General features: G+C 36.9%; 17 protein-coding genes. 11 read left to right on the plus strand and 6 right to left on the minus strand.

What is annotated here, in order from left to right; genetic code table 11:
• Positions 1–23 precede the first annotated feature (23 nt).
• From RST01_RS09300 to RST01_RS09330, 7 genes are all read left to right on the plus strand, one after another.
• Positions 24–884, plus strand: a complete 861-nt coding sequence (locus tag RST01_RS09300) for a DUF2785 domain-containing protein (RefSeq protein ID WP_147196209.1) — start codon at positions 24–26, stop codon at positions 882–884.
• Positions 885–1,400: 516 nt separating this feature from the next.
• Complete coding sequence (locus tag RST01_RS09305) at positions 1,401–2,330, plus strand: ABC transporter permease (RefSeq protein ID WP_147196210.1); 930 nt, start codon at positions 1,401–1,403, stop codon at positions 2,328–2,330.
• On the plus strand, positions 2,330–3,265 hold the full coding sequence (locus tag RST01_RS09310) for an ABC transporter permease (RefSeq protein WP_147196212.1): 936 nt from the start codon (positions 2,330–2,332) through the stop codon (positions 3,263–3,265). Before RST01_RS09305 ends, RST01_RS09310 begins: the two co-directional genes overlap by 1 nt.
• Before the next feature lie 27 nt (positions 3,266–3,292).
• Positions 3,293–4,351 carry an ABC transporter ATP-binding protein gene (locus tag RST01_RS09315; RefSeq protein ID WP_147196214.1) on the plus strand — a complete coding sequence of 353 codons (1,059 nt, stop codon included), beginning with the start codon at positions 3,293–3,295 and terminating at the stop codon, positions 4,349–4,351.
• Positions 4,344–5,240 carry an ABC transporter ATP-binding protein gene (locus RST01_RS09320; RefSeq protein ID WP_066789605.1) on the plus strand — a complete coding sequence of 299 codons (897 nt, stop codon included), beginning with the start codon at positions 4,344–4,346 and terminating at the stop codon, positions 5,238–5,240. The genes RST01_RS09315 and RST01_RS09320 overlap by 8 nt, the downstream gene beginning before the upstream one ends.
• Before the next feature lie 245 nt (positions 5,241–5,485).
• A complete protein-coding gene (locus RST01_RS09325; protein WP_147196216.1) occupies positions 5,486–7,123 on the plus strand; it encodes a peptide ABC transporter substrate-binding protein in 1,638 nt (545 codons plus the stop codon).
• 196 nt (positions 7,124–7,319) lie between these two features.
• Positions 7,320–8,105: an enoyl-CoA hydratase gene (locus tag RST01_RS09330; RefSeq protein ID WP_066789601.1), complete on the plus strand. Its 786-nt coding sequence runs from the start codon at positions 7,320–7,322 to the stop codon at positions 8,103–8,105.
• Between the two features lie 58 nt (positions 8,106–8,163).
• Here the strand turns inward: RST01_RS09330 and RST01_RS09335 are convergent, their stop codons facing one another.
• Positions 8,164–8,349 carry a YhzD family protein gene (locus tag RST01_RS09335; protein ID WP_066789599.1) on the minus strand — a complete coding sequence of 62 codons (186 nt, stop codon included), beginning with the start codon at positions 8,347–8,349 and terminating at the stop codon, positions 8,164–8,166.
• Positions 8,350–8,482: 133 nt separating this feature from the next.
• Between RST01_RS09335 and RST01_RS09340 the strand changes: the two genes are divergently transcribed.
• The 3 genes from RST01_RS09340 to yhaM are packed head-to-tail and all read left to right on the plus strand — an operon-like array spanning position 8,483 to position 13,510.
• A complete protein-coding gene (locus RST01_RS09340) occupies positions 8,483–9,694 on the plus strand; it encodes a metallophosphoesterase family protein (RefSeq protein WP_147196218.1) in 1,212 nt (403 codons plus the stop codon).
• A 22-nt stretch (positions 9,695–9,716) separates the two neighbouring features.
• Positions 9,717–12,575, plus strand: coding sequence for an AAA family ATPase (locus tag RST01_RS09345; RefSeq protein ID WP_147196220.1), 2,859 nt, complete (start codon positions 9,717–9,719; stop codon positions 12,573–12,575).
• Entirely contained in the window at positions 12,572–13,510 is a 939-nt protein-coding gene (gene yhaM / locus RST01_RS09350) for a 3'-5' exoribonuclease YhaM (RefSeq protein ID WP_147196222.1), read from the plus strand. Before RST01_RS09345 ends, yhaM begins: the two co-directional genes overlap by 4 nt.
• Positions 13,511–13,548: 38 nt before the next feature.
• Here the strand turns inward: yhaM and RST01_RS09355 are convergent, their stop codons facing one another.
• A complete protein-coding gene (locus RST01_RS09355) occupies positions 13,549–14,424 on the minus strand; it encodes a peptidylprolyl isomerase (RefSeq protein WP_147196223.1) in 876 nt (291 codons plus the stop codon).
• Positions 14,425–14,581: 157 nt separating this feature from the next.
• Between RST01_RS09355 and RST01_RS09360 the strand changes: the two genes are divergently transcribed.
• Positions 14,582–14,692 carry a YjcZ family sporulation protein gene (locus tag RST01_RS09360; protein WP_147196225.1) on the plus strand — a complete coding sequence of 37 codons (111 nt, stop codon included), beginning with the start codon at positions 14,582–14,584 and terminating at the stop codon, positions 14,690–14,692.
• 94 nt (positions 14,693–14,786) lie between these two features.
• Here the strand turns inward: RST01_RS09360 and RST01_RS09365 are convergent, their stop codons facing one another.
• From RST01_RS09365 to RST01_RS09380, 4 genes are all read right to left on the minus strand, one after another.
• Positions 14,787–14,972: a hypothetical protein gene (locus RST01_RS09365; RefSeq protein WP_066789589.1), complete on the minus strand. Its 186-nt coding sequence runs from the start codon at positions 14,970–14,972 to the stop codon at positions 14,787–14,789.
• Positions 14,973–15,087: 115 nt separating this feature from the next.
• Positions 15,088–15,672, minus strand: coding sequence for a DUF3267 domain-containing protein (locus RST01_RS09370; RefSeq protein ID WP_066789587.1), 585 nt, complete (start codon positions 15,670–15,672; stop codon positions 15,088–15,090).
• Positions 15,673–15,893: 221 nt separating this feature from the next.
• The gene (locus RST01_RS09375; RefSeq protein ID WP_066789585.1) at positions 15,894–16,409 is read right to left on the minus strand and encodes an HTH-type transcriptional regulator Hpr; all 516 of its coding nucleotides are present in this window, start codon (positions 16,407–16,409) and stop codon (positions 15,894–15,896) included.
• Positions 16,410–16,526: 117 nt separating this feature from the next.
• Positions 16,527–16,901 (minus strand): YtxH domain-containing protein, encoded by a 375-nt coding sequence (locus tag RST01_RS09380; protein WP_066789583.1) that lies wholly within the window; start codon positions 16,899–16,901, stop codon positions 16,527–16,529.
• Between the last annotated feature and the right edge of the window lie 127 nt (positions 16,902–17,028).

Consider the following 17,028-nt stretch of genomic DNA (forward strand, 5'->3'; position numbering starts at 1 on the left):
CTATTCGTATTGGAGGTTTAATTATGGACGAATATGCACTCAAAACACAACTAACGGCAATCCATCAAGGAGAAGCCGAAGAAGAACAAAATCTATCTGAAATCATAACAGCGATGATTGAACATATAGGTTCTCCAGATAGCGACCTTAGAGAAAATCTTATCTACCAAACACTCTCTCGCTATATTGAAGACAATCGTTTGTCAGATGAGATGCTGACAGATCTCTTAAAGCTAGCTTTAAGTGATGATTATTTATTTTACGAAATTGGGGATGTAGGAACAGATCATATTTTCAAAAGAGCGTCTGCTGTCTTATTAATTAAGTGGATTCTCACGAAGGATCTAGAACGCGCATTCCTTTCGTTGCCGCTCCTCGATAAAGCGAGGAACGAATTAGTCTTATATCTAGATTTAGAACAAGATTTAAGAGGCTATATCCCCGAAAAGGGATGGGCATGTACGATTGCTCATACAGCAGATGCAATTGATGTCTTAGTAAAGAATCCAAAATTGGATGTAGAGCAATTCCCTTCTATATATGAAGCTCTTGTGAATAAAGTATTTACAGCAACCATTGTATATGTAGATGACGAGGAAGAACACTTATTGGCACCGATCCTAACAATGCTTGGAATAGGATTATGTGTTGAAACGGTTAGCGGCCTATCTCAGAAAGTACCAGTCTTTTTGGAACTCCAAAAAGAAAAGATGGAAGAGGAAAAATACGTAAGACTCTATAAGAATAGCAAAAATTTTTTAAAGAGCATTTATATTGCGACCGAAGAAAAGGAAGAATGGCTTCCTATCCACTCAAAGATTAATGTATGTTTGACTAATATTAATCAGCTGCACCCTCAAAGAAACTATATTGGAAAAATTTAATACTCCAAGACCTTCTCATTCATTAAATGAAAGAGAAGGTCTTTTTTATTAGATCTTATTAGGCTAATTAAAGCAAAATGCATGAAAAAAGTGCTATTACGACAATAAATAGATTAAAAAGAGAATTTAATATTAATTTCTAAGTTACCTATCCTATAATATCCGACATGAAAAATGACGATTTTCACTTTCTATCGCAAAATACGTAAAAAAATAATATAAATGTGACAATAGACTGAATATACTGGAACTAATATTTATGCTATTTTATTTATTTTTATTAAGTTAATTAACTATTTAGATGATTATCTATAAATAAAAATACAAAATCAACTAATAAATTGGGAAAACGATGACATTTTAGAATTAGGCTAATTGTATCTCATTTAAAAATATTCTATCAACTTCTTTTTTTCTTGTTATTAGTTTGATATAGTATTAACAAGCAAGGTTGTCGAAAAGCTGTTTTTGGTGACGACAACTACTTCTAACTATTAGATTGAGGAGGATATGAGAATGGTTAAGTATATCTTAAAAAGGCTTGCCTATATATTAGTTGCATTGTTTGTAATTGTTACAGCAACGTTTTTCTTAATGAGAATTGCTCCAGGTAGTCCTTTCGCTAGTGAGAAAAGTGTACCGCCTGAAATTCAGAAGGCATTAAATGAGGAATATGGATTGAATAATCCATGGTATATCCAATATAAAGATTATTTGGTTTCCACTGCAAAATTTGATTTTGGTGAATCAATGAAATATAAAGGTCGTTCAACAAACGATATGATTTCTGAAAGTTTCCCAATTTCACTTACTTTAGGGATTGAAGCAATGCTATTAGCTGTTGGCTTCGGTATATTAATTGGTGCGGCATCCGCGCTTTATCATAATAAATGGCCCGATTATCTCGGAACCACGTTTGCCGTCTTAGGCATATCTGTCCCGTCCTTTATCTTAGCAGGTTTATTGCAGTATTTTGTCGGCTTAAAGTGGGAGTTACTGCCGATAGCCGGCTGGAATGGCTTCATGTATAGCGTTTTACCAGCTATATCTATTGCCATTATGGATATGGGCTTTATCGCAAAACTAACGCGTTCAAGTATGCTTGAACAGAATCATAGTGAATATGTAAAAATGGCCCGTGCCAAAGGGATTGGCAAGTGGACAACTCTTTTCAAGCATTCATTGCGTAATGCTTTAATGCCGGTTGTAACTTATTTAGGACCACTAGCTGCTGGTGTTATTACAGGTAGTTTCATTGTCGAACAAATCTTTGCGATTCCTGGTTTAGGTAAATACTTCGTTACAAGTATTTCGAATCGTGATTACACTGTAATCATGGGTACAACAGTATTCTATTCAATTATTCTTTTATTTGCGGTATTACTCGTAGATATTCTATATGTAATTATCGATCCACGTATTAAGTTGAAAGGAGCGAAAAAATAATGACGCAATCATTTAAAGAAATTCCGAAAATTTCAAAAGATAAGTTTAAAATTATCGGACGAAATGATAAAGATACAGAAAAATTAGCAGATAAATCCGTATCCTTCTGGAAAGAAGTAAGGCTGCGATTTTCTCATAATAAGCTAGCTGTGTTTGGTTTAGTCGTTTTAGTAATCGTTGCATTGCTTGCTATTTTCGTTCCTTTGCTTTCTCCATATAGCTATCGCGAACAACTAGGTCTCTATAATGCACCACCTTCTTCAAAACATTGGTTTGGTACAGATGACCTTGGACGAGATGTGTTTGTACGTGTTTGGGTTGGAGCTCGTATCTCCTTATTTATTGGTCTGTCAGCAGCGATAATTGACTTAATTATTGGCGTGACATGGGGTGCAGTTTCAGGTTTATTGGGCGGACGTGTAGATGATATTATGATGCGTATTGCCGACGTTCTTACAGCGGTTCCTTATCTATTAGTAGTTATCATCTTGCTAGTAGTAATGAAACCAGGTTTAATTCCTTTAATTGTTGCTTTATCTATCACAGGTTGGGTAAAGATGGCTCGTATTGTACGTGGTGAAGTATTATCTATTAAAAATCAGGAGTATGTACTTGCAGCAAGAACTCTAGGTGCTGGCACGAAGCATATTATCCTAAAACACCTTGTACCTAATGCTCTAGGTGCAATCTTAGTTACTATGACATTAACGATCCCAAGTGCTATTTTCACAGAGTCATTCCTAAGTTACTTAGGATTGGGTGTTTCTGAACCAATGGCAAGTTGGGGAACAATGGCCTCAGAAGGGAACAAAGCGCTTGATACGGCACCATGGCGCCTAATCTTCCCAGCAGTATTTATTTCATTAACAATCTTTGCGTTCAACGCAGTAGGTGACGGTCTTCGTGATGCGCTTGATCCAAAATTACGTAAATAATAATCTTTTAAAGAAGTAGGTGAGAGTATGAGTGAAACATTATTAGAAGTAAAAGATTTGAAAATAAACTTTAAAACTTATGCAGGGATTGTCCAAGCGGTACGCGGTGTAAACTTTGATTTGAAACAAGGCGAGACATTAGCCATCGTTGGGGAGTCAGGCTCCGGGAAATCCGTTACAAGCAATGCGTTGATGAAACTCATTCCACAACCACCTGGCATATATGATCAGGGACAAATTCTCTTCGAAGGAAGAGATTTGATCCCCTTGACAGAAAAAGAAATGACAAAAATCCGTGGTAATGAAATTGCGATGATCTTCCAAGATCCTATGACTGCATTAAACCCAACAATGAAGGTTGGTAAGCAGATTATGGAAGTGATTTTAAAGCATAATAAAAAAGCCACTCGCGACTCAGCTAAAAAGAGAGCGATTGAATTGTTGGATGAAGTAGGGATTCCTTTCCCTGAAAAACGGTTTAAACAATATCCACATGAATTTTCAGGTGGTATGCGTCAACGTGTAGTTATTGCGATTGCGCTTGCAGCAGAGCCAAAACTATTAATCGCCGATGAACCGACAACAGCACTTGATGTAACAATCCAAGCGCAAATTATAGAACTAATGAAGAAAATTCAAAAGAACAGTAATACATCCATCATTTTCATTACCCATGATTTAGGTGTTGTAGCGAATATCGCGGATCGTGTAGCTGTTATGTATGCTGGCCAAATAGTCGAATATGGTTCAGTAAATGAAATCTTCTATAATCCAAGACATCCTTATACATGGGGATTGCTTGGCTCTATGCCGGATTTAGAAAACAGTGAAGATGAATTATTGCGCACAATTCCAGGTTCACCGCCTGATTTAACTAATCCTCCAAAAGGGGATGCATTTGCACCAAGAAATGAGTTTGCTATGCAAATTGATTATGAAGAAGAACCGCCAATGTTCCAAGTTAGTGAAACACACTTTGCGAAAACATGGCTCTTACATCCTGATGCACCGCAAGTTCCAATACCGGAGGCTGTGCAAAAACGTATTGATGGTTACTTAGCAAAGGACGGTGTTAAACATGTCTGAGAAAATTCTAGAAGTCAAAAACTTAACGCAGCAATTTGGTTCTATTAAGGCTGTTGATGGTATTAGTTTTGATGTTTATAAAGGTGAAACATTGGGTCTTGTAGGGGAATCAGGCTGTGGTAAATCGACAACAGGCCGTTCCATTATCCGTTTGTATGATATGACAGACGGTGAAATCAGATTCAAAGGTGAAGATATTAATGGGAAAAAATCAAAAAGGGATTTAAAAGAATTTAATCGTGAAATGCAGATGATTTTCCAAGATCCCTATGCTTCATTAAATCCTCGTATGACAGCGGGTGAAATTATTGAAGAAGGCTTCGAAATACATGGCCTCTATAAAAATAGGAAAGAACGCAAAGAAAAAATAGGTTCTTTACTAGAAGTAGTAGGTCTAAATCGTGAACATGCGAACCGCTATGCGCATGAATTCTCAGGCGGACAACGCCAACGTATTGGTATTGCTAGAGCGCTAAGCTTAAATCCAAGTTTCATTATTGCGGATGAGCCGATTTCAGCACTAGACGTATCCATTCAAGCGCAAGTCGTGAACTTATTGAAAGAACTGCAAAGAAAACATGGTCTTACTTATCTGTTCATCGCTCACGATTTATCAATGGTGAAATATATTAGTGACCGTATTGCAGTAATGAGACGCGGAAAAATCTTGGAGCTTGGGACTTCAGAGGAAATCTATCAGAATCCGATACACCCTTACACGAAGTCATTGCTTTCAGCAATTCCATTGCCAGATCCTATTTCTGAAAGTACACGTGTAAGAATACCGTATGAACACGAAGACACTGATGCTGAAGCAACAATGCATGAAGTATTTCCGGGACATTTTGTATACGGTACAGATCAACAAATTGCAAAATGGTATAAATAGTTTTGTCTTTTATTTAATAATGAAAGATTTACTATATAAATCAGAGAGAAGCTATAGTTATATAACTAAAAATACAGAAAATTATAATAAAAGTATGTAAATAAGCTATATAATTAAAATATAAGAAAATTAAATTATCACTGAAAAATTAAATAATTTTCTTTTTTTATATAGTTTCCTCTGATATAGTTATAATAGTTACTCTTTGCTAGTAGCTAAAATGTACACCATAGAGGGGGATATTTATGAAGAAAAAGTTTTTATCGCTAGTGCTATTATCAGCATTAATGCTAGTGCTTGCGGCATGTAACTTTGGCGGTTCTAAAGACAAAGATGAATCATCTGGCTCAGGCTCTAAAGGCGGAGACAAAACATTGAATCTATCAATCACTTCAGAGCCACCAAGTTTAAATCCACAACTTGCTAATGACAGTACTTCTGGTGCGGTTATTCGTGCAGCATTTGAAGGTCTTACTCGTGTAGACAAAGACGGTAATGTTCAAAATGCAGCAGCAGAAGATGTAAAAGTAAGTGACGATAAATTAACGTATACATTCAAGTTGCGTGATACAAAATGGTCAAATGGCGATTCTGTAGTAGCTGGCGATTTCGCTTACGCTTGGAAATGGGCATTAGATCCAAAGAACGCTTCTGAATACGCTTCAATTTTGTACCCAATTAAAGGTGCAGAAGCATACAACAGCGGAAAAGGTTCTGCTGATGATTTAGGTATTAAAGTAGTAGATGACAAAACATTAGAAGTAACACTTGAAAATCCAACACCTTACTTCTTAGAATTAACAGCATTCTATACATACATGCCTGTTAATGAGAAAGTAGTAAAAGACAACAAAAAATGGTTCGCTGAAGCTGGCGATACTTATGTAACAAACGGTCCTTTCACATTAAGCGAATGGAAACACAACGACTCAATCACTCTTAAAAAGTATGCTGACTACTGGGATAAAGACAACGTAGCTTTATCTACTGTTAACATCAAAATGGTTGAATCTGAAACAACTGCTAACCGTATGTTCAAAAGCGGCGATATCGATTACTTAGGTTCTCCATATCAAACAGTACCACTTGATGCAATGGACGCTTACAAAAAAGACAAATCTTTAAAATCAGTTCCATATGCAGCAATCTATGAATACAAATTCAATACAAAAGGTAAATTCACTAAAAATGCTAATATCCGTAAAGCATTATCTTATGCAATCGATCGTCAAGGCTTAGCTGATAATGTACTAAAAGGCGGACAAAAACCAGCAATGAGCAATGTACCAGTTGCAATTGAAGGCTTTGAAGAAGAAAACAACAAATTCAAAGACAACGATATCGAAGCAGCGAAAAAAGCGCTTGCAGATGGTATGAAAGAATTAGGCATTAAGAAAGCAAGCGATATCAAAATCGGTATTTCTATCAACACAAGTGAAGCACACGCTGCTATCGCACAATACATTCAAGAAGGCTGGCACAAAAACCTAGGTATCGAAATTAAAATCGATAACTCTGAATGGCAAGTATATCTTGATAAAGTAACTGCTTTAGACTTCGACGTTGCTCGTATGGGCTGGATCGCTGACTATAACGATGCTTACACATTCTTAGAGCGTTATGATACAGCTAAAAATGGTAACAACGATACAGGCTGGGAAGATCCGAAGTACAAATCTTTACTAGTTTCTGCTACAAAAGAAACGGATGAAAACAAACGTCTTGATTTGTTAAAACAAGCTAACACATTACTAGCTGAACAAATGCCAATTGCACCAATCTACTTCTACGTTAACAACTACGTAGCAAAAGATTATGTGAAAAACATGGCACCTAACAAAATCGGCGAAATTGATTTAAAAGCTGTAGATATTCAAAAATAATTTTGATTATCGCAAAAGTTAAGACTGCTTCCATCGAATCAAATCGATGGAACGCAGTCTTTTTTTTATAATGAGTCTATTAGGATAGATAGTAGAAATTGTATATTAAAAATTAATTTTATTATGACAGCAAAATAAAGAGGTTTTTACATAAAAAAATCGAATTTATTCATTAAGCATAGAATGGGGGGAGAATATGAGATTTCAAAGTATAACGTTTGAAAAGAATGGGAGATTAGCGATTATAAGCTTGAATCGTCCCAATGCGATGAATGCTATGGATGATACGATGCTCCAGGAATTGGCAGAGTGCTTTGAATTGCTTAAAAATGATGGAAGTATTCAAGTGCTGATGCTAAAAGGGAGTGGCAAAGTATTCTCTGCTGGCGGCGATATTAAAACGATGCTCGGAACAGGAGACGATTCAATTGATATGCTACAAGCTATGGATACAATCTCTCGCATGATTAGAGCTTATTATACGCTTCCGATGATTACAATCGCGGCTGTCCATGGGGCTGCAGCTGGGCTTGGATTTAGTCTTGCATTAGCAAGTGATATTATTATCGCTGAAGAGAATAGCAAACTTGCCATGAATTTTATCGGCATAGGTTTGATTCCAGATGGAGGCGGCCATTTCTTTATGAAAGAAAGAGTCGGTGTACCAAAAGCGAAACAGCTGATATGGGAAGGCAAGACGTTGGATGGTCCTTCAGCAAAAAGTCTGGGGCTGATTGATCAAGTAGCGGAAAAAGGGACAGCTGTTGAACAAGCTGTACAATTGGCACAAAACTTACTACATTCACCTCTAGCAGCCATGATTGAAACAAAAAGGATTTTAAATGGCCATAAACAAAAAGAATTAGATGAAATATTAGCGTTAGAAGCAAAAGGCCAACAGCTAATGAGACAAACTAGTGACCATTTAGAAGGTATACAAGCATTTATAGAGAAGCGTGACCCACATTTTGAAGGAAAGTAAAAAGAGACATTTCGACTTGAAATGTCTCTCTTTTCATTTATTCTTTCTAAAACTTCAACTATACATGAAATAGAATTAGCTTGCCTTGAGGATCTACAAGACGATGAGTTTTTTCGCTATAGCCTAATTCTTCAATTTTTTCTGCCCCTTGTGATTTTGCTGTTGCTTGATCTGGAAAATCCCAAGCTTCATCTTTTAAAATTTCTCCCGATTTCTCGAATGCTGTAAAACGGTATGTTTGCATTCTAATCACCCCTTATATGAATATGTATTCATTATACAAAAAAATTGAAATAGCTGTACAATATATCGATACAAAATGTTAGAATAGTATGATAAAGTAAGAACAAATATTCGTATAAGGAATGAGGGATACAATGTCATCTATACGATTTTTCCACTGTGCTGATTTGCATCTGGATAGCCCTTTTAAAGGAATGTCTGATTTACCTTCCCATGCTTTCAAACGGCTTAGAAATAGCACATTCGATGCTTTTCAACAATTGATAAATGATGCCATACAAGAAAGACCAGATTTTATTTTAATAGTAGGCGACTTGTATGATGGAGAGGAAAGAAGTCTTAGAGCCCAACAAATTTTTCAAAAAGGGATGGAGCAGCTGGCGTTGTATAATATCCCTGTCATAATTAGTTACGGAAACCATGATCATCTAAGCGGCAAGTGGACACGTTTCTCGTTGCCGTCCAATGTCCAAGCTATGCCAGCAGAAACCAAAACCATCACTCTTCATATAAGAGGAATGAACGTCAATATAACGGGGTTCAGTTATCGCGAAAGACATATTCCACAAGCGATGGTACAGAGTTATCCAGTTGCAACAGATCGAGAAGCAATACATATCGGCATGCTGCATGGCAGTATTCGTGGGGATGCTACGCATGATGTCTATGCGCCTTTTACAATAGAGGATTTATTATCAAAACAATATGACTACTGGGCACTTGGCCATATCCATAAACGCCAGATTTTGCATGAGAATCCGATGATTGTATACCCTGGTAACATTCAAAGCAGGCACCGTAAGGAACTAGGAGTAAAGGGTTTTTATGATATCGAACTATCTAAGGGGCAAGCCACCTACAATTTCAGGCCTGCTTCCGCCGTAGTCTTTGAAGAAATAGAAGTGGACTGTGAAAAGATTCTACATGCAAATGATTTGCTGAAAGTCTGTGCTGAAGCAATCGAAGGATTTCGTAAAGAATACGGTGCTGGCCTCGTATGGCTCCATTTAAAAAATATCGATGAACGAGCCCGCACGTTGTTTGAAGATACACAGCTTGCAGAGTGGGTTGATATTATGCGAGAAGAACAAGAGAATGAAACGCCATTAGTTTGGATACAAGCTATTGCTGTCGACCTGTCTAGCATTTCTCACTATAAACCTACATTTGCATCAGAATCAGTTTTGCAGGCGATCAATGAATGGTCTGATGATGAGATGAGAGAAATTCTTAAAGAACTTTACCAACATCCAAAGGCTGGGCGCTATTTAGATGAACTGACCTCTGAAGATTTAAAGAATCTTAGGTTTGATGCTGAGCATCTGTTTAAATTAGGCTTTCAATAAATAGAAGGATAGGGGGCATCATATGCGTATTCGTCGACTGGCTATTTATGGTTTTGGCCAACATGAAGAAATCAATATAAAGCTTCAGGAAGGGATCAACGTGTTTTATGGGATGAATGAAGCCGGGAAAACAACAATCCAACAATTTATCCTTCAAATACTGTTTGGCTTTCCACAAAAGAATCAACAGCTCCCACGTTATGAGCCTAAAAAAGGAGGCAAATATGGTGGGCTGATTGTTCTGGAAGATGAGGAATTTGGTGTTTGTACAATAGAACGAATCCGAGGAAAGGCTGGAGGCGAAGTAACTGTCCACCTTGAAAATGGTGAATCGGGTAGTGATGAACTATTATCAAAAATTCTGCATAACTATAATAGACAGAGCTTTGAAGCTATATTTGCTTTTTCGGTGCATCCCCTCCAGCATATAGAAAAGCTCTCTGAGGAGGAACTGAGCCGTGTGCTTTTAGCATCAGGGACTACTGGTATTGACCAGCTATCAGCCCTTGAGCAAAAACACGATAAAATACAAAACGAACTTTTCAAAAAATCTGGGAAGCTTCCAATCATCAACAAACAAATAAATGAGATAGCCGCACAAGAAGCAGCCTTGAAAGAATATAAAAGAACATTAGAGGAATATGAACCTGCCATCGAAAGAATTGATATCCTTGAAAATAATTTAGCTCAATTAGAAAATGATGAAGAAAGACATCGACAAAAGATACAAGAGTTAACCAAATACAAACAGATTTATCCATTGTTAAAAAGAAGAAAAAAAGCTCAAGAAGAGCTTTCATCTATTCGCTATACTACTTTTCCAGTCAAAGGTCTTAGTCGGTTAGAACAATTGGAAGAAAGGCATTTAGCCAATGAAGCGTCATTAGGAAGTATAAGGAAAGAGCTTAATCGTTTAGAAGATGTGCTACAAAAAGAATGGGATGAAGATCATTTCTTAAAAGTGCAGAAACTGTTGAATAGAGATAGTGAATGGCGGGAATGGCAAGCACAAATTCGCCAATTGAATAGAGAGATAGAAAAACAAAGACAAAGTATGGATGAGCAATTTCAATTAGTAGGTGTCATTCAGAAAGATGAACAGCGCTCATTGTTGGAAGCGGAGGTTTCCATACAGCAGGAAAATCAATTCTATCATCACTTGAAAGAGTTGAAACACCATGAAGACCAATTGGACATGCAGCAAAATATTCTTGATCAAATTCAAAAAGAAATACACTCACTAAGCTACAAGCTTGATGAAGCCTATCAAAATGCACCGACAGAACAAGAGTACACACGTTTAAAACGTTGGCAAGAAGAACGCTCCTCTCAATCACAGCAAGAAAATAGGCAGTCGATTAAAAGAGGCAAACAGCAACCGGCAAAACTATTGGCCTTTGGATTAGCAGTAGTTTCACTTGCTGTAGTTTTTGTATTCAACAGAACTGAGCTTGGCTTTATTGGATTGGTGGCTGCTATCTTTATCTTTATAGCGTTTGATCGAAAGAAAACAACACAGAGACAGAATGGGCCACATGCCGCTAATGACGCTGAGATGAGAGAAATTGAGGGGCATATTCTTCAATACGATCAGCGAGTGCTATTCATTGAACAGCAATTAGAAGACAAAGAAAAGGATCAAAAAGCTGCTTTGCAAGAGTTTAATGATCTAACAATTAAAATGAATGAGAGTAAAAGAAAGCTCACTGAATTTCTGCACGCTTATCGAATAGGCGGCCAATTCCAGTATGAGTTGTACAATGAACTTTTCCGTCTGATTCGTCAACTACAACAAGCAAATAAGCAGCTTGAAATGAATCTTGAGCAATTACAAACACTTGAACGTCTTAGCGCTGACAGGCTCCAGGAAGGCTATGAAATCTGTGGCATCGCTTGTACAGCTGAAAACTTTGCGGCTGTATTGAACAGCACGCACCAACAATTAATGCAGCAAAAAAATACCTATGAAAATGCGATCGCTACAAAGCAACAACTTCTTTCTAAGTGGGATGAATTAACGCTTCTCCGGCAATCTTATATGGATGAAATGAAAAAGTTATATGCTGAAGCAGGGGTCGACACGAAAGAAGAATTCTATAAAGCTGGGGAACAATCTGTTTTGAATGCTAATCTAACCACTGAATTATCACAGATTAATGATCAATTGTCTTCCTACGACACAGATCTTCTGGATCTAGACTTGTCAGATGAAGAAGCAACGGCTCGTTTAAATGACGAGATGGAGCATGAAAAAAGTATACGTGAAGAGAAAAATGCCCTGTTAAAAGAAAGAGCAGAGTTGATTGCTAAAACAGAACATCTGTTAGAAGACGATCAATACAGAAATCAGCTACAGTTATTTGAGCAGCAAAAAGCAAAGTTAAACCAAGAGGCAAAAGACTGGATTGTATCAAAATTGATCTCTCATGCGATTGTCCAAACAGTCACGAGTTTAAAAGATAAAAAGCTGCCTGCTGTATTAGAGGAAGCCTCTCGATTTTTCGGTCTTTTAACGAACGGACGCTATGATTCACTTTATATCAATTCCGACGGTTATTTTGAAACAGGGGCTACAGATGGCATGCACTATTCAATGTCTGAACTATCGCAAGCAACGAAGGAACAAGCATATATTGCACTTCGCTTTGCATTAGCAAAATCCTTGAAAAATTCTGCGTCGTTTCCGCTTGTTATGGATGACCCGTTTGTCCATTTTGATACTTTGCGGATTCAGAACATGGTACAATTAATTGAGCGCATGATGAATGGCCATCAAATACTTTATTTTACTTGCCATGAAAGAATGCTAGATAAGTGGAGTAATGCGAAAATTATCCATGTAGAAGAATTAAAAAATGAAAGGGGATTGACTTCGGTATGAATGGGGTTGCAACATTACAAGCAGGAGCACCAGTCGATCAATATTTGCTCATTAAACAAGCGACAAAAGGCGTAACCACAGTGGGTAAGCCTTTTATGACACTCATTTTGCAGGACAAAAGCGGGAGTATCGAGGCCAAGCTTTGGGATACAGGAGAAGAGCAAGAGAAGTTGTATCAAGCTGGCGGCATTGTTCGCATCGGTGGCGAAATTCATGATTACCGTGGAAAACTTCAATTGAGGATAAAGGCTATACGCCCGGTAAAAGCGGATGAGAACATATCTGTTACAGATTTAGTCCAGTCTGCAGAAATACCGAAAGAAGAGCTATTCAATCAATTAATGGAATTCTTCTTTGAAATTCAAAATCCAACGATATCTCGTATTACAAGATATTTAATCATGGAAAATCAACAATCATTGATGACATATCCAGCAGCTACGAAAAATCATCACGATTATGCATCTGGATTGCTCGATCATGTTGTTTCTATGCTGAAGCTTGGAAAAGCAATAGCAGACTTATATCCAGTGCTAAACCGGGATCTTTTGTATGCGGGCATTATCTTGCATGATATTGGTAAGGTAATAGAGCTTTCTGGACCTATTTCAACAAGCTATACGGTAGAAGGTAATATGCTTGGCCATATTTCAATAATGGTAACTGAAATAGCGATTGCAGCCAAAGAATTAAATGTGGATGGGGAAGAGGTTATGCTATTGCAGCATATGGTTCTATCCCATCATGGCAAAGAAGAGTGGGGCAGTCCGAAGAAGCCTATGCTTCAAGAAGCTGAAATCCTCCATTACATCGATAATATTGATGCCAAGATGAATACATTAAAACGTGCACTTGGTAAAACGAAGCCTGGAGAATTCACAGAACGACTTTTCCCATTGGATAATCGTTCATTCTATAAACCAACAATAGAATAAAAAAAGCCCTGGATCATGGATCCAGGGCTTTTTATGCATTATTTTGTAGCTGCTGAGCTTTTAAATTGAGCTAATGCGTCTTTTAAGTCTTTGTCTTTAATTTTCACGTCTGCATCTTTTACAAGTTTAGATACTTTTGACAACAGTTGTGATTGGTCAGCTTTTTGAAGTTGAAGTTTTTTCTTGATTTCAGCTTTGTTATCTTCATAAGAGCCTTTCACTTTTGCATCGCGCTCATCTTCTAATTTAATGATGTGATAGCCATATGATGTTTTAACAGGTTCACTGATTTCACCTTTTTTAAGAGCATAGGCAGCTTTAGTAAATTCAGGGACCATTTTGTCTGGACCGAACCAACCAAGTTCGCCGCCAGCTTCTGCTGAGCCAGTATCTGTAGAGTTTTTCTTAGCAAGCTTAGCAAATTCTTCACCTTTATCTAATTTTGCTTTGATGTCTTTAGCTGTTTTTTCATCAGCTACAAGAATGTGGCTTGCTTTCAACTCTTTTGACATCTCATCATAATAAGATTTCATATCTGCTTCTGAGACTTTTACGCCATCAGCCATAGCAGCTTCTTGTAAAAGGTTCAATTTAATGCTGCGTTTGAATGATTTGTCATTTAGATTTTGAGCTGCCAACGTTTGTTCGTAGTTTTCGCCCATTTCTTTCTTTTGTTTTTCGTATTCTTTATTAACTTCTTTATCAGACACTTTATATTTATCGTTCAATACTTTTTCAATGACAATCAATTGCAATGCTGATTCACCAACGGAATCCTTCATTTCACTGTAAAGCTGATCTTTTGTCACATCGCCGACTTTTGAAGTTGCGACTTTTTCATCTCCGGCATTTCCGCATGCTGATAACGCGAGTACAGATGCTGCAAGTGTTAATGATAGTACAGTTTTTTTCATCTTTCTAATCTCTCCCAACTTGAGTTCCTACTACTTATGCACATGTAACTATACCATAGAACGATGAGAAAAGGAAAAGGTTGCAGGGGAAATCGCCTAAAGAAGTTTTAAAGTACTGAATAAGATATAAAAGAAATGAGCAAAGGAGGTGCTAAGAATGAGTGGTGGAGGACACGGCGGCTACGGCGGTAACTACGGTTCCGGTTTCGCTTTATTGGTAGTTCTTTTCATTTTGTTGATCATTGTAGGTGCAGCTTACATCTACTAATTGAAGAAGGAAAAGCCGCTTACATTGACTTGTAAGCGGCTTTCTTCTTATACACTATAGGCACGAAAAGACTCATGACCATGCATAGTCTATTTTAAACTGTAAACATCATTTCTAAGTAAAATGATACAAGTAAGATTGTGATCAGTACATTAATAGTGCGATAAATTTTAGGTTGTTTCTCCTCGGGGATTTCTTTCTGTGCGCAAAGTGTAAAAGTCATGCGGTTAATTTGGAACAGATAGAATACCGAGAATAGGACGACAATAGCGATGATCAAGTCTTTTCCTCCCCTCTATTAATACCCCTTAAGCATAACAAAAGAGAGATAAATATGACAAGCCAGTTCTCTTTTTATGCCCCACAAAAAAGTAGAAAAAAGAAACAAGCAAAAATCATGGGAGATGAGTAAAGTTTCTGCTTAGGACAGTTTCACTCTCATTGTCATAGGAAATCAAAATTTCAAAGCCTTTATCTGTCTCTTCTATAAATGCTTTTTTAGGTGAATGGATTAAATGTTTTACATACAGCAAATCGATTACGCACAAACCACAGTGATAGGCCAATAAAATGGCGAAATAATGACGGTAAGTCGAATAAATCAAGCCACCCATAATGAGTATGCTATTGAGCACGACAAAAGGAATCGTCAAAGCAATCATATAGCGTAGTTTAATAATTGGTTCTGTAATACGAATGGAAAGCAAAGGAATAACACCAAATTGCTTTTCAAGCTTAAAACGCAACCGATTGTGACAACGAGCCAATGGTAAAAAGTGCAGTAACTTATGTGCCGGATAAACCATTAAAAAACCAGCCAAAAATAATGGGAATAATCGATCTGTCACTGGACTGTCCCGATAGGCAGTCATCGTAATATAAAAGAAAGAAAAGGCCAGTAACATAAAAATAGCTGAGAAAAGAAATAGTCGATGATGGCCGTATTGTTTTTTGACATTAATGTGTTTCCAGCAGTGCACCTCTTAGCATCTCCTTTTCTATACGAATAAAAAGCTTAGATACATACAGTAAAGCTTTTTATATAGAAAATCAAGATGAATTTTTTACGTCTCAACATCGTCTACAATGCACAGGAATTTGGCATTAGAAAAAGTACATAAATCTACAAAATTCCACCATGTAATTCGAAAAAAATAAATCCAATATCATCCCAGTAAAAGGCATGATATTGGATATAAAGTCAATCTTCCATCTTCTTTAATGAAACTTCAAAAATCTCCATGAAATCATCGCCGTAGATATTACGAATGAGGGCGATTAATTCGAAAAATTGTGGAAATTCGCCATACAACTCTCTTAGAGGGATAGAACCATCGATCACAGTATGTCTCGAATGATTAAAATTTCCATACAGTTCTAAAAGTAATTCGTGGCCTTTCTCGGTTAGTTCAACATATGTATTTCGTTTGTCATTATCGCGTTTTGAAAATGACAGCAAGCCGCGCTCTTCTAAATTTTTTGAAAAATTAAAAGCTGTCGAAACATGCATAACGCCGAACTTAGCAATATCCGAGATAGAAGCGCCTTTTAGATTGTTTGCAATAAGCAATACATGATGCTCGTTAATATTTAACCGGTAGGGCTTAATCCATGCTTGCCAATCCTTTTCCACGGCTTTCCAAAGAGCCTTGGATAATTGGGCAATACGTTGTGAATAAAGCATGGCTTCTTTAGCCGCGATCATTTCTTCAGACATAGCGATCACCACTTTCGTCATTTCTTCATATTATAGCATTTTCATAAGTAGTATAGAATGAAATTCGAAAATATTAAAGAAGGAAATTTTTTTGTAATACTATATTGCCCAAGTAAATTATTTCTTTTTGCGATTTTTAAATTCTTCCACTTGTTGTTGAATTTCTTCCACAGAGCTTTGCAACGATTTGATATCGCTTTGCAATTTGTTTTGAACAGGCGTTGTTTCTTGTTTCCATTCATTAACGGAAGATTTCACATCATCCACAAAGTGTGGAATAGTTGATTTTGATTCTTCTTTAATTGTTTTAATAGAGTCTGTCATATTTTGAACCTGAGTTTTTAGGTCTTGTAGTTGTGCATTCATTGAATCTTTTGTATCTGAAAGAGATTTGCGAAAGTCCTTCCCAGATTGAGGTGTTGTGAATAGCATAGCTGCTGCTCCTCCTAATAGGCCAGTAGTCATGCCAAGTAAGAAATTAGAGATTTTCATAGTATTCAGTCTCCTTTCATTATTATATTCATTTCCTTTATATACTATATTAAAACATGTTTTTAGAAAAATAAATTGTTATTTTTTTGGACTGCTAGGTAGAGAAAAAAGAATCAGGTCTTCATAG

This window comes from Rummeliibacillus stabekisii, from assembly GCF_007988965.1.
In the GTDB taxonomy this organism is placed as follows: Bacteria; Bacillota; Bacilli; order Bacillales_A; family Planococcaceae; genus Rummeliibacillus; species Rummeliibacillus stabekisii.

Coding starts and splice junctions, on each gene's coding strand:
- RST01_RS09300 (WP_147196209.1), top strand. CDS start 24: ATGGACGAATATGCACTCAAAACACAACTAACGGCAATCCATCAAGGA.
- RST01_RS09330 (WP_066789601.1), top strand. CDS start 7,320: ATGAGATTTCAAAGTATAACGTTTGAAAAGAATGGGAGATTAGCGATT.
- RST01_RS09345 (WP_147196220.1), top strand. CDS start 9,717: ATGCGTATTCGTCGACTGGCTATTTATGGTTTTGGCCAACATGAAGAA.
- RST01_RS09315 (WP_147196214.1), top strand. CDS start 3,293: ATGAGTGAAACATTATTAGAAGTAAAAGATTTGAAAATAAACTTTAAA.
- RST01_RS09360 (WP_147196225.1), top strand. CDS start 14,582: ATGAGTGGTGGAGGACACGGCGGCTACGGCGGTAACTACGGTTCCGGT.
- yhaM (WP_147196222.1), top strand. CDS start 12,572: ATGAATGGGGTTGCAACATTACAAGCAGGAGCACCAGTCGATCAATAT.
- RST01_RS09335 (WP_066789599.1), bottom strand. CDS start 8,349: ATGCAAACATACCGTTTTACAGCATTCGAGAAATCGGGAGAAATTTTA.
- RST01_RS09355 (WP_147196223.1), bottom strand. CDS start 14,424: ATGAAAAAAACTGTACTATCATTAACACTTGCAGCATCTGTACTCGCG.
- RST01_RS09320 (WP_066789605.1), top strand. CDS start 4,344: ATGTCTGAGAAAATTCTAGAAGTCAAAAACTTAACGCAGCAATTTGGT.
- RST01_RS09305 (WP_147196210.1), top strand. CDS start 1,401: ATGGTTAAGTATATCTTAAAAAGGCTTGCCTATATATTAGTTGCATTG.
- RST01_RS09325 (WP_147196216.1), top strand. CDS start 5,486: ATGAAGAAAAAGTTTTTATCGCTAGTGCTATTATCAGCATTAATGCTA.
- RST01_RS09375 (WP_066789585.1), bottom strand. CDS start 16,409: ATGTCTGAAGAAATGATCGCGGCTAAAGAAGCCATGCTTTATTCACAA.
- RST01_RS09340 (WP_147196218.1), top strand. CDS start 8,483: ATGTCATCTATACGATTTTTCCACTGTGCTGATTTGCATCTGGATAGC.
- RST01_RS09310 (WP_147196212.1), top strand. CDS start 2,330: ATGACGCAATCATTTAAAGAAATTCCGAAAATTTCAAAAGATAAGTTT.
- RST01_RS09380 (WP_066789583.1), bottom strand. CDS start 16,901: ATGAAAATCTCTAATTTCTTACTTGGCATGACTACTGGCCTATTAGGA.